At 57.3% G+C, this 15791-nt stretch carries 14 protein-coding genes; 5 read left to right on the forward strand and 9 right to left on the reverse strand.

The window, feature by feature from the left end; translation table 11 throughout:
* The first annotated feature begins 13 nt into the window (after nucleotides 1-13).
* Nucleotides 14-127, forward strand: coding sequence for a protein YohO (locus GJ746_RS16920; RefSeq protein ID WP_004103838.1), 114 nt, complete (start codon nucleotides 14-16; stop codon nucleotides 125-127).
* Here GJ746_RS16920 and GJ746_RS16925 read toward each other — a convergent pair.
* The 5 genes from GJ746_RS16925 to bglX all read right to left on the reverse strand — a co-directional run bounded on the left by GJ746_RS16925 (nucleotide 102) and on the right by bglX (nucleotide 6326).
* Nucleotides 102-839, reverse strand: coding sequence for an ABC transporter permease (locus tag GJ746_RS16925; RefSeq protein WP_154681240.1), 738 nt, complete (start codon nucleotides 837-839; stop codon nucleotides 102-104). The two genes, GJ746_RS16920 and GJ746_RS16925, sit on opposite strands and share 26 nt — an antisense overlap.
* Nucleotides 823-1770, reverse strand: a complete 948-nt coding sequence (locus GJ746_RS16930) for an ABC transporter ATP-binding protein (RefSeq protein ID WP_154681241.1) — start codon at nucleotides 1768-1770, stop codon at nucleotides 823-825. Before GJ746_RS16930 ends, GJ746_RS16925 begins: the two co-directional genes overlap by 17 nt.
* Complete coding sequence (locus tag GJ746_RS16935; protein ID WP_413773435.1) at nucleotides 1763-2860, reverse strand: ABC transporter permease; 1098 nt, start codon at nucleotides 2858-2860, stop codon at nucleotides 1763-1765. The genes GJ746_RS16930 and GJ746_RS16935 overlap by 8 nt, the downstream gene beginning before the upstream one ends.
* Before the next feature lie 67 nt (nucleotides 2861-2927).
* Nucleotides 2928-3839 carry an ABC transporter substrate-binding protein gene (locus GJ746_RS16940; RefSeq protein WP_154681243.1) on the reverse strand — a complete coding sequence of 304 codons (912 nt, stop codon included), beginning with the start codon at nucleotides 3837-3839 and terminating at the stop codon, nucleotides 2928-2930.
* A gap of 189 nt (nucleotides 3840-4028) precedes the next feature.
* Nucleotides 4029-6326 (reverse strand): beta-glucosidase BglX, encoded by a 2298-nt coding sequence (gene bglX, locus GJ746_RS16945; protein ID WP_154681244.1) that lies wholly within the window; start codon nucleotides 6324-6326, stop codon nucleotides 4029-4031.
* A 193-nt stretch (nucleotides 6327-6519) separates the two neighbouring features.
* Here bglX and dld point away from each other — a divergent pair, with 193 nt between their 5' ends.
* Together dld and GJ746_RS16955 are read left to right on the forward strand one after the other, a co-directional pair.
* Nucleotides 6520-8262: a D-lactate dehydrogenase gene (gene dld / locus GJ746_RS16950; protein WP_154681245.1), complete on the forward strand. Its 1743-nt coding sequence runs from the start codon at nucleotides 6520-6522 to the stop codon at nucleotides 8260-8262.
* A gap of 96 nt (nucleotides 8263-8358) precedes the next feature.
* Entirely contained in the window at nucleotides 8359-8913 is a 555-nt protein-coding gene (locus GJ746_RS16955) for a GNAT family N-acetyltransferase (RefSeq protein WP_154681246.1), read from the forward strand.
* Nucleotides 8914-9424: 511 nt separating this feature from the next.
* Here GJ746_RS16955 and pbpG read toward each other — a convergent pair.
* Both pbpG and GJ746_RS16965 read right to left on the reverse strand, forming a co-directional pair.
* Nucleotides 9425-10375 carry a D-alanyl-D-alanine endopeptidase gene (pbpG, locus tag GJ746_RS16960; protein ID WP_195908749.1) on the reverse strand — a complete coding sequence of 317 codons (951 nt, stop codon included), beginning with the start codon at nucleotides 10373-10375 and terminating at the stop codon, nucleotides 9425-9427.
* 172 nt (nucleotides 10376-10547) lie between these two features.
* Nucleotides 10548-11135 (reverse strand): Yip1 family protein, encoded by a 588-nt coding sequence (locus GJ746_RS16965; RefSeq protein ID WP_154681247.1) that lies wholly within the window; start codon nucleotides 11133-11135, stop codon nucleotides 10548-10550.
* Nucleotides 11136-11289: 154 nt separating this feature from the next.
* On the opposite strand from GJ746_RS16965, the gene GJ746_RS16970 reads away from it, so the two are divergent.
* Complete coding sequence (locus GJ746_RS16970) at nucleotides 11290-11859, forward strand: DedA family protein (RefSeq protein ID WP_154681248.1); 570 nt, start codon at nucleotides 11290-11292, stop codon at nucleotides 11857-11859.
* A 105-nt stretch (nucleotides 11860-11964) separates the two neighbouring features.
* Here GJ746_RS16970 and mdtQ read toward each other — a convergent pair whose 3' ends face one another.
* Nucleotides 11965-13404, reverse strand: a complete 1440-nt coding sequence (gene mdtQ / locus GJ746_RS16975) for a multidrug resistance outer membrane protein MdtQ (protein WP_154681249.1) — start codon at nucleotides 13402-13404, stop codon at nucleotides 11965-11967.
* A gap of 153 nt (nucleotides 13405-13557) precedes the next feature.
* Here mdtQ and GJ746_RS16980 point away from each other — a divergent pair, with 153 nt between their 5' ends.
* The gene (locus GJ746_RS16980; RefSeq protein WP_154681250.1) at nucleotides 13558-14292 is read left to right on the forward strand and encodes a class I SAM-dependent methyltransferase; all 735 of its coding nucleotides are present in this window, start codon (nucleotides 13558-13560) and stop codon (nucleotides 14290-14292) included.
* An 89-nt stretch (nucleotides 14293-14381) separates the two neighbouring features.
* On the opposite strand, the gene ascB is transcribed toward GJ746_RS16980, so the two are convergent.
* A complete protein-coding gene (ascB, locus tag GJ746_RS16985; protein ID WP_154681251.1) occupies nucleotides 14382-15776 on the reverse strand; it encodes a 6-phospho-beta-glucosidase in 1395 nt (464 codons plus the stop codon).
* Nucleotides 15777-15791 lie beyond the last annotated feature (15 nt).

Consider the following 15791-nt stretch of genomic DNA (forward strand, 5'->3'; position numbering starts at 1 on the left):
TCAGGAGCCTATTATGAAGCCAGCGAAAATTGCGGTTATCACCCTCTTCTTATTTATGGCCATCAGCGGTATCGGCGGCGTAATGCTGGCCGGCTATTCGTTTATTGTTCGCGGCGGTGTCGGCTGATCCGCCGGTTCAGCCGTTCAAATCCGCGATCGACGATAATCGCCGCCAGCGCCACCAGCAGCGCCCCCTGAATCACATAAGCGGTATTAAACCCGCTGAGGCCGATAACAATCGGCGTACCGAGCGTGTTGGCGCCAACGGTTGAAGCAATAGTTGCCGTACCTATATTGACGATGGTCGAGGTACGAATTCCGGCCAGCATCACCGGCGCCGCCAGCGGCAGTTCTACCTTTATCAGCCGCTGCCAGCCGCTCATTCCCATCCCCTGAGCGATAGATAATACGCCGGACGGAACTGCTCCCAACCCCGCCAGCGTCCCCTGCAAAACCGGCAAAATGCCGTATAGCGCCAGCGCGATCAGCGCGGGCTGCCAGCCGAACCCCATCACCGGAACCGCAATCGCCAGCACCGCGACCGGCGGAAATGTCTGCCCCATCGCGGCAATCGTTTCCACCAAAGGGCGAAACTCCTGCCCTGCCGGACGGGTGACCGCTATCCCGGCGCTAACGCCCACAAGCGTAGCCGCGAGACTGGAGAGCGCCACCAGCCAAAAGTGCGCCACGGTCAAGGAGACAAAACTCTCCTGCTGATAAACCGGGCGCGGTAGTTCAGGAAAAAGCGAGCTGAACAGCGGCGCGCTCCAGGGCAACACCAGCAGCAGAGCGACAAACATAGCGATAAGCCACAGCAGCGGATCACGCAGCACCTTCACGCCGGGCCTCCTCGCGCAGCAGGTCGGCAAAATGCAACGTTCCGCAGGCCCGCCCATGCTCATCGACTACCGGCAGAACCTCGCGGCGATGGGCCACGAACTGCGACAGCGCCTCGCGCAGGGTCATTGCCACATTTAACGTATCCCCGGCCAGACGCTCATCGCGGCGCAGATAATCACCGACGCCGCGCAGCGACAGCAGGCGCACGCCCAGTTCACTGCGGCCAAAAAAGGTCTGCACGAACGCATTTTTCGGTGCAAGCAGCATCTGCAGCGGCTCCCCCTGCTGTACCACTTCGCCGCCGTCCATCAACACCAGATGGTCCGCCAGACGCAGCGCCTCATCGATATCGTGAGTCACCAGTACAATCGTTCGCCCCAGCAGGCGATGAATGCGGATCATCTCCTGCTGCAGGACCTCACGCGTCACCGGGTCCAGTGCGCCAAAGGGTTCATCCATCAGCAAGACTTCCGGGTTGGCCGCCAGCGCGCGCGCAACCCCGACGCGCTGCTGCTGACCGCCGGACAGCTGATGCGGATAGCGCTCGCGAAGCAGCGGCTCCAGCCCCAACAATGCCATCAGCTCATCCACCCGCGCCTGAATTTTCTGCCGCGGCCACTTTTGCAGCTGCGGCACGGTGGCAATATTCTGCGCCACCGTCCAGTGGGGGAACAGGCCGATAGACTGGATGGCGTAGCCCATCCTGCGGCGTAGTTCGAGAACCGGCTGCCGGCGGATATCCTGCCCGGCGAAACGGATCGTCCCGCTATCGTGTTCTACCAGCCGATTGATCATCTTCAGCGTGGTTGACTTACCCGAACCTGAAGTCCCAATCAGCACCGAAAACGCCCCTTCGCGCAGATGCAGATTGAGGTTTTTCACCGCAGGCTGTCCGGCAAAGGCTTTATTGACGCCGTCAAACTCAATCACCGGCCTCTCCTTTCAATAATGCGCCCCACAGCGCGAATAACGCATCCACCGCTACCGCCAGCGCAATAGTCGGAATCACGCCCAGTAGCACCAGATCAAGCGCGCTGCTGAGCAGCCCCTGAAAAACCAGCGCCCCGAAGCCCCCCGCGCCAATCAGCGCCGCGACCACCGCCATGCCGACGGTTTGCACGCTGACCACCCGCAGGCTGCGCAACAAAACGGGCAACGCCAGTGGTAACTGCACCTGAAGAAAGCGCTGTCCGCCGCTCATTCCCATCGCTACCGCGCTCTCCAGCGCCTCGCGCGGTACCTGCTGCAGGCCGATCGTTACCCCGCGCACCAGCGGCAGTAGCGCATACAGCACCAGCGCGATCAGCGCGGGCGTTAAACCGGTCCCGGAAACACCGAGCTGCGCCAGCGAAGGGAACTGGCGCGCCAGCCCGGCCAGCGGTGCGATAAGCAGGCCAAACAGCGCCACGGAAGGAACGGTCTGAATGACGTTGAGAGCGGCAAAAACCGGCGATTGCCAGCGAGGATAGCGCCAGACCCAAACGCCAACGGGTAGCCCAATCAGCAGCACCGGCAGCAAAGTGCCAAACAGCAGGATCGCATGTTGATACAGCGCGTCGTCAAAAACGTCGCGGCGATTAACATACTCTTTCAGCACAGAGAGATTGTCGAGATGACCCAATCCGAGCAGCAGCGCGGGCAGCAGCCAGACCTGCGCATTCAGCAGCCAGCGCCACAGGGCACGCGAGGTCAGACGGCGTACGGCATCGCTGGCGATAAGCAGACACAGCGCCAACGCCAGCCAGAGACCGCTGCCTGGCGAGGTACGGGCCAGGGACGACCCCTTCCCGGCCAGCTCCAGCGCTGCGCTGCCGCTGCCCCAAAGCAACACAGGCAGCAGCAGATCTGCCAGCAGGAAGATCTGCAGAAGCGGAAGACGCCCCGGACGCCAGCACAGCATGGCTACCAGCAGCGCTGTCGCCGCCTGAATGCCCGCCAGCCACGGCCAGACCTGCCATAGCCAGCGCCCCTCGCCGGATAACAGCCGGTTTGGCGCATAATTGATAAACGGTAGCGCCATCACCAGCAGCAGCAACAACGCCAGCAGCAGCGCAACCCGGTTATGGCAATGAATCCTCACGCGGCTTCTACTTCAGTAGCCCTTTTTGTTGCAGATAGTCGGCGGCAACTTTCTTCGCATCCAGACCCTCTACCGCAATGCTGGCGTTCAGCTTTTGCAGCGTCTTTTCATCAAGGCTGGCAAATACCGGCTGAAGCCATTCGGCTACCTGCGGGTATTCTTTTAATACCGCTTCACGTATGACGGGCGCCGGCGCATAAATCGGCTGCACGTTCTTTGGGTCGCTCAGAGTTTGCAGACCCAGCGCAGCAACCGGGCCATCGGTACCGTAGGCCATCGCCGCGTTAACGCCGGAGGTTTGCTGCGCCGCCGCTTTAATGGTCACCGCGGTATCGCCGCCCGCGAGCGACAGCAGCTGGTTTTGCTTAAGCTTAAAGTCGTAGGCTTTTTCAAAAGCCGGAAGCGCGTCCGGGCGTTCAATAAACTCCGCCGAGGCGGCCAGCTTAAAGTCACCGCCCTTTTGCAGATAGCCGGCAAGGTCGCTTAATGAAGAGAGGTTATTTTTCTCCGCCAGGTCCTGACGGACGGCGATAGTCCAGGTGTTGTTGGCCGGAGCCGGAGTCAGCCAGACGAGTTTGTTCTTTTCTGCATCCAGCTTTTTGACTTTTTCATAGCCCTGCTGCGCGTTTTTCCACGCCGGATCGTTCTCCTCCTTAAAGAAGAAAGCGCCGTTGCCGGTATATTCCGGGTAAATGTCCAGCTCGCCGGCGGTTATCGCCCCGCGAACCACCGGAGTAGTGCCGAGCTGGATTTTATTGACGGTTTTCACGCCGTGGTTTTCCAGCACCTGCAAAATAATATTGCCCAGCAGCGCCCCTTCGGTATCGATTTTTGAACCGACCTTCACCGGCTCCGCCGCCTGCAGCGGCAGGCTAATCAGGGCCGCCAGCGCACCTGTGCAAATAGTTGCCTTTATCATCCCCACATCCCTCTTTTAATTTGCGCCCCATTAACAGGAGCTTAAGAGAGAAGCGTAGTTCATTCAGGGCGGAGCAGAAAAAGAAAAGGCCGATAATCGGCCTTAAGGATTTATAACAAATTCGCATTAGATATTATGCGCGTATTTCTGCCGGGCGGCGGCTGGCGCCTTACCCGGCAGTTTCCTCTGTTACAGCAGCTCAAATTCGCTCTGCTTCACGCGAGCGGAATCGACGCCAATAAAGACGTTGAATTTACCCGGCTCGGCATCGTACTTCATCTGCTGGTTCCAGAACTTCAACGCCTCAACGTCAATCGGGAAGCTGATGGTTTGCGTTTCACCGGCTTTAAGCGTCACCTTCTTAAAGCCGCGCAGCATTTTAACCGGGCGGCTCATGGAGGCGGTGACGTCCTGCAGATAAAGCTGAATCACCGTCGCGCCTTCGCGTTTACCGGTGTTGGTCACCTGCACGCTGGCGGTAACGCTGCCGTCACGCTGCATGGTCGGCGCCGACATTTTCACGTCGGAAACGCTAAAAGTGGTGTAGCTCAGCCCGTAGCCAAATGGATAAAGCGGACCGTTGGCCTCGTCGAAGTAGCGCGAAGTGTACTTATTCGGCTTATCCGCATTGTACGGACGGCCGGTATTGAGGTGGCTGTAGTAGGTTGGGATCTGTCCGACCGAACGCGGGAAGGACATCGGCAGCTTGCCCGACGGGTTATAGTCGCCGAACAGCACATCGGCAATAGCGTTGCCGCCTTCGGTACCAGCGAACCAGGTTTCCAGTATGGCATCAGCCTGCTGGTCTTCTTTCACCAGCGCCAGCGGGCGACCGTTCATCAGCACCAGCACCAGCGGCTTGCCGGTGGCCTTCAGGGCGCTAATCAGGTCACGCTGGCTTTGCGGCAGAGTGATGTCGGTACGGCTGGAGGCTTCATGGGCCATGCCCTGCGCTTCGCCAACGACGGCAACCACCACGTCAGACTGCTGCGCCGCCGCCACCGCTTCATCAATCATTTCCTGCGCCGGGCGCGGGTCTACCTGTACCGCTTTCTCATACAGATTGAGAAAGTCGACAATGCCTTTATCATCCGTGACGTTGGCGCCTTTGGCATAGATTATCTTGCCTTTGTCGCCCAGCGCGTTCTGCATCCCCGTCAACAAGGTCACCGACTGTTCGGTAGAACCTGCCGCCGACCAGCTGCCCATCATGTCGCGTTTGCTGTCGGCAAGGGGACCAATCACCGCGATAGTGCCCGATTTTTTCAGCGGTAGCGTATCAAGACGATTTTTCAGTAATACCAGGCTTTCCCGCGCCACTTCACGCGCTTCTTTGCGGTGCAGTCGGCTTTCGGCGTTGTTGTCCTGCGGGTCGGACTCTTTCGGCCCCAGGTGGCTGTACGGGTCGTTAAACAGGCCCATATCGTACTTGACGTTGAGTACGTGGCGCGTGGCATCATCCAACTCAGCCATTGTCACCTTACCGGACTTCACCAGATCGGGCAGATATTTGCTGTAGTACTCGTCGCTCATACTCATATTAATGCCGGACTTCAGCGCCACCCGCACCGCATCTTGCGGATCAGACGCCACGCCGTGCTTGATCAGCTCTTTAATCGCTCCGTGGTCGGAGACGGTGATGCCTTTGAAGCCCCACTGCTCGCGCAGCACGTCCTTCAGTAGCCAGGAATCGGAGGTCGCCGGGGTGCCGTTGAGCGAGTTAAGCGCCACCATTACCGCCCCGCTTCCCGCGTCCAGTCCGGCTTTGTACGGCGGCATATAGTCGTTGAACAGACGCTGCGGACTCATATCGACGGAGTTGTACTCTTTGCCGCCTTCCACCGCGCCGTAGGCGGCAAAGTGCTTAACGCTGGTCATCACCGAGTACCTGTCCGCCGGGCTTTTGCCCTGCATCGATTTCACCATCTCTTCACCCATCACGGTGGTGAGATAAGTGTCTTCACCGAAGCCTTCCGAGGCGCGTCCCCAGCGCGGGTCGCGGGAAACATCGACCATCGGCGCCCAGGTCATATTCAGGCCGTCGTCGGCCGCTTCATAAGCCGAAATCCGCCCGACGGTATTTACCGCGTCGAGATTAAAAGAAGAGGCCAGGCCAAGGGTTATCGGGAACACCGTACGCTGGCCGTGCAGCACGTCAAAAGCGAAAAACAGCGGGATTTTCAGGCGGCTGAGTTCCATCACCTGATCCTGCATAGCGCGGATGTCATGGCGGGTGACGGTGTTAAAAATCGCCCCTACCTGACCATCCTTAATCATTTCGCGGATGGCTTCTTTCGGGTTATCCGGGCCGACGCTAATCAAGCGCAGCTGACCGATTTTTTCATCCACCGTCATTTTAGTCAGCAGTTCCGTCACAAACGCATCCCGCGCCTGCGGCGTTAAGGGATGATTGCCGAACAATTCATCCGCCAGCGCGGGTTGCAGCGCCAGACTCACCGCGACGCCTACAGTACAAAGCCATTTCATTTTTATCCCTCATTGTTCCAGTCGGCCAGTTCGGCGAAAAGATAGCAAAAATCGAAGTCTGCCATAAACATAAACGAGACGCCTGCAGAAAGCGCGCGTTCTACTCTGATTTTTCGAAACATTGATGCATCAAATTGTCATACAAAGCGCTATTCTTATTTTTAATAATTTGTACCACCACAAGGAGTGGAACATGTCATCTGCAATAACCAATAACAACGCTTTTCTGTCTGAACTGACCCGGCTGGTCGGCTCTTCCCATCTGCTCACCGACCCGGCTAAAACCCAGCGCTACCGTAAAGGCTTCCGCTCAGGCCAGGGCGAAGCGCTGGCGGTGGTTTTTCCCGGTACGCTGCTGGAGCTGTGGCGGGTACTGAATGCCTGTGTGAACGCCGATAAAATCATTCTGATGCAGGCGGCAAATACCGGCCTGACCGAAGGCTCTACGCCGAACGGCAATGATTATGACCGCGATATCGTTATTATCAGCACCCTCCGTCTGGATAAACTGCATCTGCTGGATAAAGGCGAGCAGGTGCTGGCCTACCCCGGCACGACGCTCTATTCGCTGGAAAAAGCGCTGAAGCCGCTGGGACGCGAACCGCACTCGGTTATTGGCTCATCCTGCATCGGGGCATCGGTGGTCGGCGGCATCTGCAACAATTCCGGCGGCTCGCTGGTTCAGCGCGGCCCGGCGTACACCGAAATGTCGCTCTACGCGCAAATCGATGAAGCCGGTAAGCTGACGCTGGTGAACCACCTCGGCATCGACCTCGGCACTACGCCGGAACAGATCCTCAGCCGCCTTGACGATGAACGGATCAAAGATGAGGATGTGCGCCACGATGGCCGTCACGCGCACGATCATGATTACGTCACCCGCGTGCGCGACGTGAATGCCGACACCCCGGCGCGCTACAATGCCGACCCGGATCGCCTGTTTGAATCTTCCGGCTGCGCCGGCAAGCTGGCGGTGTTCGCCGTGCGCCTCGATACTTTCCCGGCGGAAAAACGCCAGCAGGTGTTTTATATCGGCACCAACCGGCCGGAAGTACTGACCGAAATTCGCCGCCATATTCTCGCCGGGTTCAACAATTTACCGGTGGCGGGCGAGTATATGCACCGCGATATTTACGACATCGCCGAGCAGTACGGTAAAGATACCTTTCTGATGATCGACAAGCTCGGCACCGATAAAATGCCCTTCTTCTTCACCATGAAGGGTCGCACCGATGCGATGCTGGAAAAAGTGTCGCTGTTTAAGCCGCACTTCACCGACCGCTTTATGCAAAAGCTGGGGCACGTCTTCCCGGCGCATCTGCCGGAGCGAATGAAGGCATGGCGTGATAAATACGAACACCATCTGTTGCTGAAGATGGCGGGCGATGGCATCGAAGAGGCCCAGGCCTGGCTTGGAGAATATTTCCAGAACGCCGAAGGTGACTTCTTCGTCTGTACCGCCGAAGAGGGCAGCAAAGCCTTTCTGCATCGTTTTGCCGCCGCAGGCGCGGCGATTCGCTATCAGGCGGTGCACGCGGATGAAGTGGAAGATATTCTGGCGCTGGATATCGCCCTGCGCCGTAACGATACTGAATGGTTTGAGCAGCTTCCCGCCGATATCGATAGCCAGCTGGTGCATAAGCTCTATTACGGACACTTTATGTGCCACGTTTTCCATCAGGATTACATCGTGAAAAAAGGCGTCGACGCCCACGCGCTGAAAGAGAAAATGCTGGCTTTGCTGAAGGAGCGAGGCGCTCAGTATCCGGCCGAGCACAACGTCGGCCATCTGTATGAAGCGCCGGACAGTTTAAAACGCTTCTATCGCGAAAACGATCCAACCAACAGCATGAACCCGGGGATCGGCAAAACCAGTAAGCAAAAATACTGGGGTGAAGCTCAGGATAAAGCGGCTGGCGCCACCGACCCGCAATAATCTGCATGTAAGGGCTATTCAGTCGCCGGGCTTCTGTATTACGCTGCACGCCGGAGAAACTCCTTCTCCGGCAAACCCGCGTAAGGAACCCCGAACATGCCCGCAGTGGATAAATTACACGACGCTGACTTAGAGATCCGCGAAGCGCTTCCCGATGACGCCCACGCCATCGCCGCGCTGTACGTCTGGCACGTACTCAATGGACGCGCCTCTTTTGAAGAGATCCCTCCAACCGTTGATGAGATGCGCAAACGTATAAAAACCGTGCGCGATAGCGGGCTGCCATGGCTGGTTGCTCTGTGGCGCGGAACCATCGTCGGCTATTGCTACGCTACCTTTTACCGCCCGCGTCCGGCCTATCGCTACACCCTCGAAGAGTCGATTTACGTGGAAGCGGGAATGGGTGGACGCGGTATCGGCAGCGCCCTGCTCTCCCGCTTAATTGAGAAATGCGAGCAGGGGCCGTGGCGACAAATGCTGGCGATTATCGGCGACGGGCACAGTAATGCCGGGTCGATTGCCATTCATAAGAAGTTTGGTTTTAGCGAAGTGGGCCAGCTGCGCAGCGTCGGCTACAAGATGGGTGACTGGCGGGACACTTTGATTATGCAGCGTCAGCTCGGCGACGGCGACTGGACGCTGCCGGAGTAATTCTCTACCGAAGGGACGGGAACCGTTCAGCATCGCGGGTAAACGGTAGCCCGGACAGGCGCGCTGGCTCCACTTCCGGGAAATTCCCGGCTCACGCTGCGCTCAGCCGGGCTACGGTTAGCGAAGCAACCCTCTTCCAAAGGGCGCGGGAGCCGTTCGACGCCGCGGTTAAACGGTAGCCCGGACAGGTGCGCTGGCTCCGCCTCCGGGAAATTCCCGGCTCACGCTGCGCTCAGCCGGGCTACGGTTCAGCGCAGTTCTGTAGTTCTGTAGCCCGGAAAGGCGCACGCGCCGCAATCCGGGGGAAGCTCGGCGACTGGACGCTGCCGGAGTAATTCTCTTTCAAAGGGAGTGGGAACCGTTCAGCGCCGCGGGTAAACGGTAGCCCGGACAGGTGCACTGGCTCCGCCTCCGGAAAACCCCGGCTCACGCTGCGCTCAGCCGGGCTACGGTTCAGCGCCGTTCTGTAGCCCGGATAAGGCGCTCGCGCCGCAATCCGGGGGAAGTCAGGTTAATCATTCTGCGCGGTCTGCGCGCCGCCTTTCAGCATCGCATCGGCCATCTGCGCTTCACGCTGCTTCTTATAGCTAAGCGCGGAAGCCGGAACCGGCATCACCTTCCCGGTTTCAATCCACGTTCTCAGACGACTGGCGTCGGCAAAATGGGTATATTTGCCAAACGCATCCATCACCACCAGCGCCACCGGGCGCTGATTAATCACCGTGCGCATGATCAGACAGTGGCCCGCCGCGTTAGTAAAACCGGTTTTAGTCAGCTGAATATTCCAGTTATCGCGATACACCAGATGGTTGGTATTACGGAACGGCAGCGTATAGGCCGGATGGGCAAAGGTCGCCATATCCTCTTTGGTGGTGCTCAACTGACCGATCAGCGGATACTGCTCGCTGGCGATCAGCAGTTTAGTCAGATCGCGCGCGGTGGAGACGTTGTGAATCGACAGGCCCGTTGGTTCAACGTAGCGGGTACGGGTCATGCCCAGCGCCTGCGCTTTGGCGTTCATCGCGCGAATAAAGGCGTTGTAGCCTCCCGGATAATGGTGCGCCAGGCTGGCGGCGGCGCGGTTTTCTGACGACATCAGCGCCAGCAGCAGCATATTGCGGCGGCTGATTTGGCTGTTCAGGCGGACGCGTGAATAAATCCCTTTCATTTCAGGCGTCTGGCTGATATCCACGGTCAGCATTTCGTCAAGCGGTAGATGGGCATCGAGCACCACCATCGCGGTCATCACCTTGGTGATCGACGCCATCGGACGAACCAGATCCGGCTGGCTGGCATAAATAATTTTTTTGCTGGCAAGATCGACGATCATCGCGCTGCCGGAAGCAATATCCGGCTGAGATGCGGCCACCGCCGCGGAGGTTTTAGCCATCGCCTGGGGCGCAAAAGGCACAGCCAGCAGCAAAGTCAGGCTGAGCAAAGAAACTCGAAATTTGGTCATCATGAGCATTCTGAAAAGTATTTTTGCACGTTATGAACGTACGCCGCGGCGTTGGGGTGGTAACGCCGCTGGCAAAAATCATCATAACCTGTCAGAACGCGAGCTGGCTAATAAGAATCGTGAACAAATGCTGCATTGCCGACATAAAAACCTATTTATGCCGGCAATGAGTTAATCAGAAGAGCCGATATCCGTAGCCCCAGAGGATCACGGTGATAGCGAGCAGCACTTCCAGCACCAGAACGCCTATCGCCAGGGTCGAACTGGCAAAGCTCAGCCCCTCTTCCTTATTGATCCCAAGAAAGGTTGGAATACCAAGATACAACAGATAGCCGGTATAAAGCAGCGCGATGGTTCCCACCAGCGCGCACAGCCACACCAGCGGATAAAGCGCCACAATCCCGCTCAGGAAAATCGGCGTAGCGACATAACCGGCAAAAACCATACAGCGTTTAAGCGAAGGCCGCTGCGGATAGCTGCGTGCCATCCACCAGATAACCCGCCCCATCACCGCTACCCCGGCAAGCATCACGGCATAAAACAGTACCGCCAGCGCCAGACCGGTCATCAGCGACAGTTTTATCACCGTGCCATCGCCGAAGTTCCAGCCCAGCTGCGTGGTGCCAATAAAAGCGCAAATTACCGGCACCGCCGCCATCACCAGCACATGATGCGTATAGTGATGCGAAACGGTCTCGTTTTCGTTTTTAATAACGCTCATCTCTTGATTTGGATGAGAGAAGAGTCCCCAGACATGGTTCATAGCGTCCCCCTTGTCACGGCGTGGTACAGCACTAATCCAAGTATAATTCACCTTATCGATTATTTTGTGCGCAACGATAAAAATGCCCTTCCCCGCATTTTCATCAACAGGGTGTATGATTAAAGGAATGACGTGGTAAGGAGTTTATCTTTATATGGATATCAATAACCTGATTTCCCAGTACGGCTACGCGGCGCTGGTCATCGGCAGCATGGCGGAAGGTGAAACCATCACTCTGCTTGGCGGCGTGGCGGCGCATCAGGGATTATTGAAGTTCTGGCTGGTGGTTATTTCGGTCGCTCTCGGGGGAATGATCGGCGATCAGCTGCTTTATTTACTCGGCAGACGCTTTGGCGGGCGCATTCTGCGGCGGTTTTCGCGCCATAAAAAGCGAATTGAGAAGGCGCAGCGCATGATTCAGCGCCGACCCTATCTGTTTGTTATCGGCACCCGTTTTATGTACGGCTTTCGGGTGATTGGGCCATTGCTGATTGGCGCCAGCCGTCTTCCACCGAAGGTTTTCCTGCCGCTGAATATCCTCGGTGCGCTGGTCTGGGCGTTGATCTTTACCACTCTCGGTTATCTCGGCGGCGAAGCGATCGGCCCGTGGCTGCACAATCTGGATGCGCATCTGAAACATTGGATCTGGCTGATTCTGGCGGTAGCGCTGGTGGTTGCGGCGCACTGGTGGCTTAAGCGCCGCGAGGCGAAGAAGAAAGAGTGACGAGAGTTCCCGGATGGCGGCGTAAACGCCTTATCCGGGCTACAAACTCTACAGACCACGTAATCTGTAGCCCGGCTAAGCGTAGCGCGAGCCGGAGAAACAGAGCTACTTCGCCGCCTGATGATACCCGCCGCCCAGCGCGGAAGTTAACTGGATGCTGGCATCAAGCCACTGGCCGTGCAGGCGCAGCGCGGCGATCCGCTCCTGCAACGCCGGCAGCTTCGCCAGGCTGACGCGAGCACCGGAGATGAGCCCGGCGTTTCTTCGCGCCTGCGCCAGAGCGACCATCCGCTCGGCATCTTTTTCCACCGTCTGCTGCTGCTGATTTTTGGCCATCAGCGTCTCAACCTGACTGGCGGTTTTTGCCACCTGATTCACCGCATCGACCACTGCTTTGTTGTATTTCGCCACCGACAGGCCGTTTTGCGCGCTGGCGATATCCAGGTTCGCATTCAGGCGACCGCTATCGAATATGGGCAGCGTCAGACCCGCGGTAACGCCCATCTGCTGAGCAGAATGGCGGAAAAGATCGCTCAGATGCAGGGCATCCTGTTGCAGGAAAGCCATCAGGTTGATATCAGGATAAAATGCGGCTTTTGCGGCATCGATTTCGCTTAAAGAAGCCTCAATATACCAGTGCGCTACCTGCAAATCCGGGCGTCGCGCGAGCAGTTCATAGCCGAGCTCGCAGGGCATTTGTGCGCTGACGGCGGGTAAATCAGCCGGACGTAAATTAAGCGTCTGACTCTGACTGTTGGTCAGCGCCATCAGCCGCGCTTCAATCTCTTTCATATTGCCGGCAACGTCAGCGAGCTGCTGATCGGTTTTACTGACGTTAATATCGTTCTCCGCCCCTTCGGCCGAGTTGGTGATCCCGCGTTGATACAGCGCAGTATCCACGGTCACGATATTATTCTGCTCATTCTTCACCTGAGTCAGCACATTTTTTATGGCCGCTTCGGTTTGCCACTGCCAGTAAAGGCGGGCAACGCTGCTGGCCAGCAGTTCCCTGGTCTGGGCCTTCTCGGCGACATGAGCCTTAACCTCACCGATACGCGCTTTCAACAGCGCACGGTTTTTGCCCCACAGATCCAGATCCCAACCGGCGGTCAGCCCGAAGGTGCCGTTGGTGTACCACGGTCCGGTATTGCCGTCGGTATCCGTGGCAAAAGGCCCCATAACCCCTTCGGAAGACATTTTTTGCCGTTCAATATCGGCAGAAAAATCAAGATTAGGCCCCAGGCTGGATTGCGACATCCGCGCCTGCGCTTCCGCCAGCTTGATGCGCTGTTCGGCGATCTGCATATCCGGCGCATTGGCTAATGCACGCTGAACCAGGCGATTGAGCTGGGGATCGTGGTAGTCCTGCCACCAGCTGCTCTGCGGCCAGCCGTTTTTCACGGCGGCAGGCAGTTCCATGGCGACATGGGATGCCGGAGTCTGCTGCTGAGGCGAGTTGCCAATATCATGCGATGGCGCACAGCCAGACAGTGCTATAGCCAACGGTAATCCAGCCAGCACGCATTTGCTCAAATTCAGGTTCATGAAATCAGTCAGGTAACTAAGTAAGGGCAGGTATAATAAATTAATTGAATAAGTGCTTTTTAGTAAAGCGTGTGCCGAAACTATTAGCAGACTACAAATAAACCATACCCCAAATAATTCGAGTTGTATGAAGGGTATATTCACGGAGTGAAAATGAGTCAGAACATCTATGACGATCCCGCTTTTTTTGCCGGATACGCTACTCTCGATCGTTCGGTAAAAGGGCTGGACGGCGCCCCTGAGTGGCCAACCATACAGCAAATGCTTCCGCCATTATCCGGTCTACGCGTCGTCGATCTCGGCTGCGGCTACGGCTGGTTTTGCCGCTGGGCTCGCGACCAGGGCGCCGCGCAGGTGGATGGGCTGGATATTTCCAGCCGAATGCTTGAGCGCGCCCGCGAAATGACGGAGGGCGAAGGCATCCGCTATCGCTGCGCGGATCTGCAGACCCTTACCCTGCCCGCGAATAGCTACGAGCTGGTTTATAGCTCGCTGGCGCTGCACTATCTGCCCGATATCGCACCGCTGCTAGCCACCGTTTATCAGGCGCTGACGCCCGGCGGTACGCTGCTGTTTTCCGCCGAGCACCCCATCTACACCGCCCCGCCGCGTCAGGGCTGGCAGGAAGATGAGAGCGGGCAGAAGAGCTGGCCGGTAAGTCATTACCAGCAGGAGGGCGAGCGCATCAGCAACTGGTTTGCCGACGGGGTAAAAAAACAGCATCGTAAGCTTTCCAGCTGGATTAACCAGCTTATCGCCGCCGGGTTCGTCATTGAACATCTGGATGAATGGGGGCCGACGGCGGAGCAGATTAGCGCCCAACCGGCGCTGGATGAAGAAAAAGAACGGCCAATGATTTTTCTGCTGCGCGCGCGCAAACCGGCGTAACAGGCAAAATGGCCCGGTGGTTTTCCGGGCCAGCTACCGTGGTCAGGGGGCGGCAGGCGCTTTACCTGCCCCGGGAAAGCCGTCGGCCATTAATCTTTTAAGCTGCCGCCGTTAGTGGCAATCACCTCTTTATACCACCAGAAGCTTTTCTTACGGCTGCGCGCCAGAGTGCCATTACCTTCATCATCGCGATCGACATAGATAAAGCCATAGCGCTTGGCCATCTCCGCTTTTGAAGCGCTCACCAGATCGATTGGCCCCCAGCTGGTGTAGCCCATCAGCTCAACGCCATCCTCAATCGCCTCACGCGCCTGCACCAGATGGTCGTTGATGTAGCTGATACGGTAATCATCATTGATGCTGCCGTCGGCTTCGACTTTATCCTTCGCTCCCAGCCCGTTTTCAACGATAAACAGCGGCTTCTGGTAGCGATCCCAGAGCACGTTCAGCAGCGTGCGCAGGCCCAGCGGGTCGATCTGCCAGCCCCACTCCGAGCTTTCCAGGTGCGGGTTTGGCACCATGCTAAGAATGTTGCCGCGCATTTTCTTGTTCAACTCTTCGTCGGCGGTTACGCAGCCGGTCATATAGTAGCTAAAGGAGATAAAGTCGACGGTCTCTTTCAGGGCTTCGCGATCGGCATCGGTGATCTCAACGGTGATACCGTTGTCGCGGAAATAGCGCAGCATATAGCCCGGATAAGCGCCGCGGCACTGAACGTCACCGAAGAACTGCCAGCTGCGATTCTGCTGCAGGGTTTCAAAAATATCGGCCGGTTTGCAGCTAAGCGGATACATCAGGCCGCCGAGCAGCATGTTGCCAATTTTGCCTTCCGGTACGATGTCATGACAGGCCTTAGTCGCCAGCGCGCTCGCCACCAGCTGATGGTGAATTGCCTGGTAAACTTCCTCTTTGCTGCTGTCAGCCGGCAGACCGACGCCGGTCAACGGCGCGTGCAGGGACATATTGATTTCGTTAAAGGTCAGCCACAATTTAACCTTCGCCTGATAACGCTGAAATACCGTACGAGCGTAGCGTTCGAAGAATCCGATAACTTTACGGTTACCCCAGCCGCCGTAGTTTTTCACCAGCGCCCACGGCATCTCATAGTGCGACAGGGTCACCAGCGGAGTGATATTGTGCTTCGCCATTTCATCAAACAGCTTATCGTAAAAGGCCAGTCCGGCTTCGTTTGGCTGAGCCTCATCGCCGTTAGGGTAAATACGCGCCCAGGCAATGGAGACGCGCAGGCAATTAAAGCCCATTTCAGCAAAGAGGCTGATATCCTCCGGATAACGGTGATAAAAATCGATGGCGACATCTTTGATGCCGCTATCGCCAGGCACACGCTCTACCACATCGCCAAATACACCGCGCGGCTGGACGTCAGAAGTGGTTAATCCTTTCCCCTCTTCCAGATAAGCGCCTTCAACCTGATTTGCCGCGGTCGCGCCGCCCCATAAAAATGCCTGCGGGAATGTCTTCATTCATCTCTCTCCTGT

It is taken from the genome of Klebsiella oxytoca (assembly GCF_009707385.1).
GTDB classification, from domain to species: Bacteria; Pseudomonadota; Gammaproteobacteria; order Enterobacterales; family Enterobacteriaceae; genus Klebsiella; species Klebsiella oxytoca_C.

Coding starts and splice junctions, on each gene's coding strand:
- GJ746_RS16955 (WP_154681246.1), top strand. CDS start 8,359: ATGCCCGCAGTGGATAAATTACACGACGCTGACTTAGAGATCCGCGAA.
- GJ746_RS16965 (WP_154681247.1), bottom strand. CDS start 11,135: ATGAACCATGTCTGGGGACTCTTCTCTCATCCAAATCAAGAGATGAGC.
- GJ746_RS16935 (WP_413773435.1), bottom strand. CDS start 2,860: ATGGCGCTACCGTTTATCAATTATGCGCCAAACCGGCTGTTATCCGGC.
- GJ746_RS16940 (WP_154681243.1), bottom strand. CDS start 3,839: ATGATAAAGGCAACTATTTGCACAGGTGCGCTGGCGGCCCTGATTAGC.
- dld (WP_154681245.1), top strand. CDS start 6,520: ATGTCATCTGCAATAACCAATAACAACGCTTTTCTGTCTGAACTGACC.
- GJ746_RS16920 (WP_004103838.1), top strand. CDS start 14: ATGAAGCCAGCGAAAATTGCGGTTATCACCCTCTTCTTATTTATGGCC.
- ascB (WP_154681251.1), bottom strand. CDS start 15,776: ATGAAGACATTCCCGCAGGCATTTTTATGGGGCGGCGCGACCGCGGCA.
- pbpG (WP_195908749.1), bottom strand. CDS start 10,375: ATGATGACCAAATTTCGAGTTTCTTTGCTCAGCCTGACTTTGCTGCTG.
- bglX (WP_154681244.1), bottom strand. CDS start 6,326: ATGAAATGGCTTTGTACTGTAGGCGTCGCGGTGAGTCTGGCGCTGCAA.
- mdtQ (WP_154681249.1), bottom strand. CDS start 13,404: ATGAACCTGAATTTGAGCAAATGCGTGCTGGCTGGATTACCGTTGGCT.
- GJ746_RS16980 (WP_154681250.1), top strand. CDS start 13,558: ATGAGTCAGAACATCTATGACGATCCCGCTTTTTTTGCCGGATACGCT.
- GJ746_RS16970 (WP_154681248.1), top strand. CDS start 11,290: ATGGATATCAATAACCTGATTTCCCAGTACGGCTACGCGGCGCTGGTC.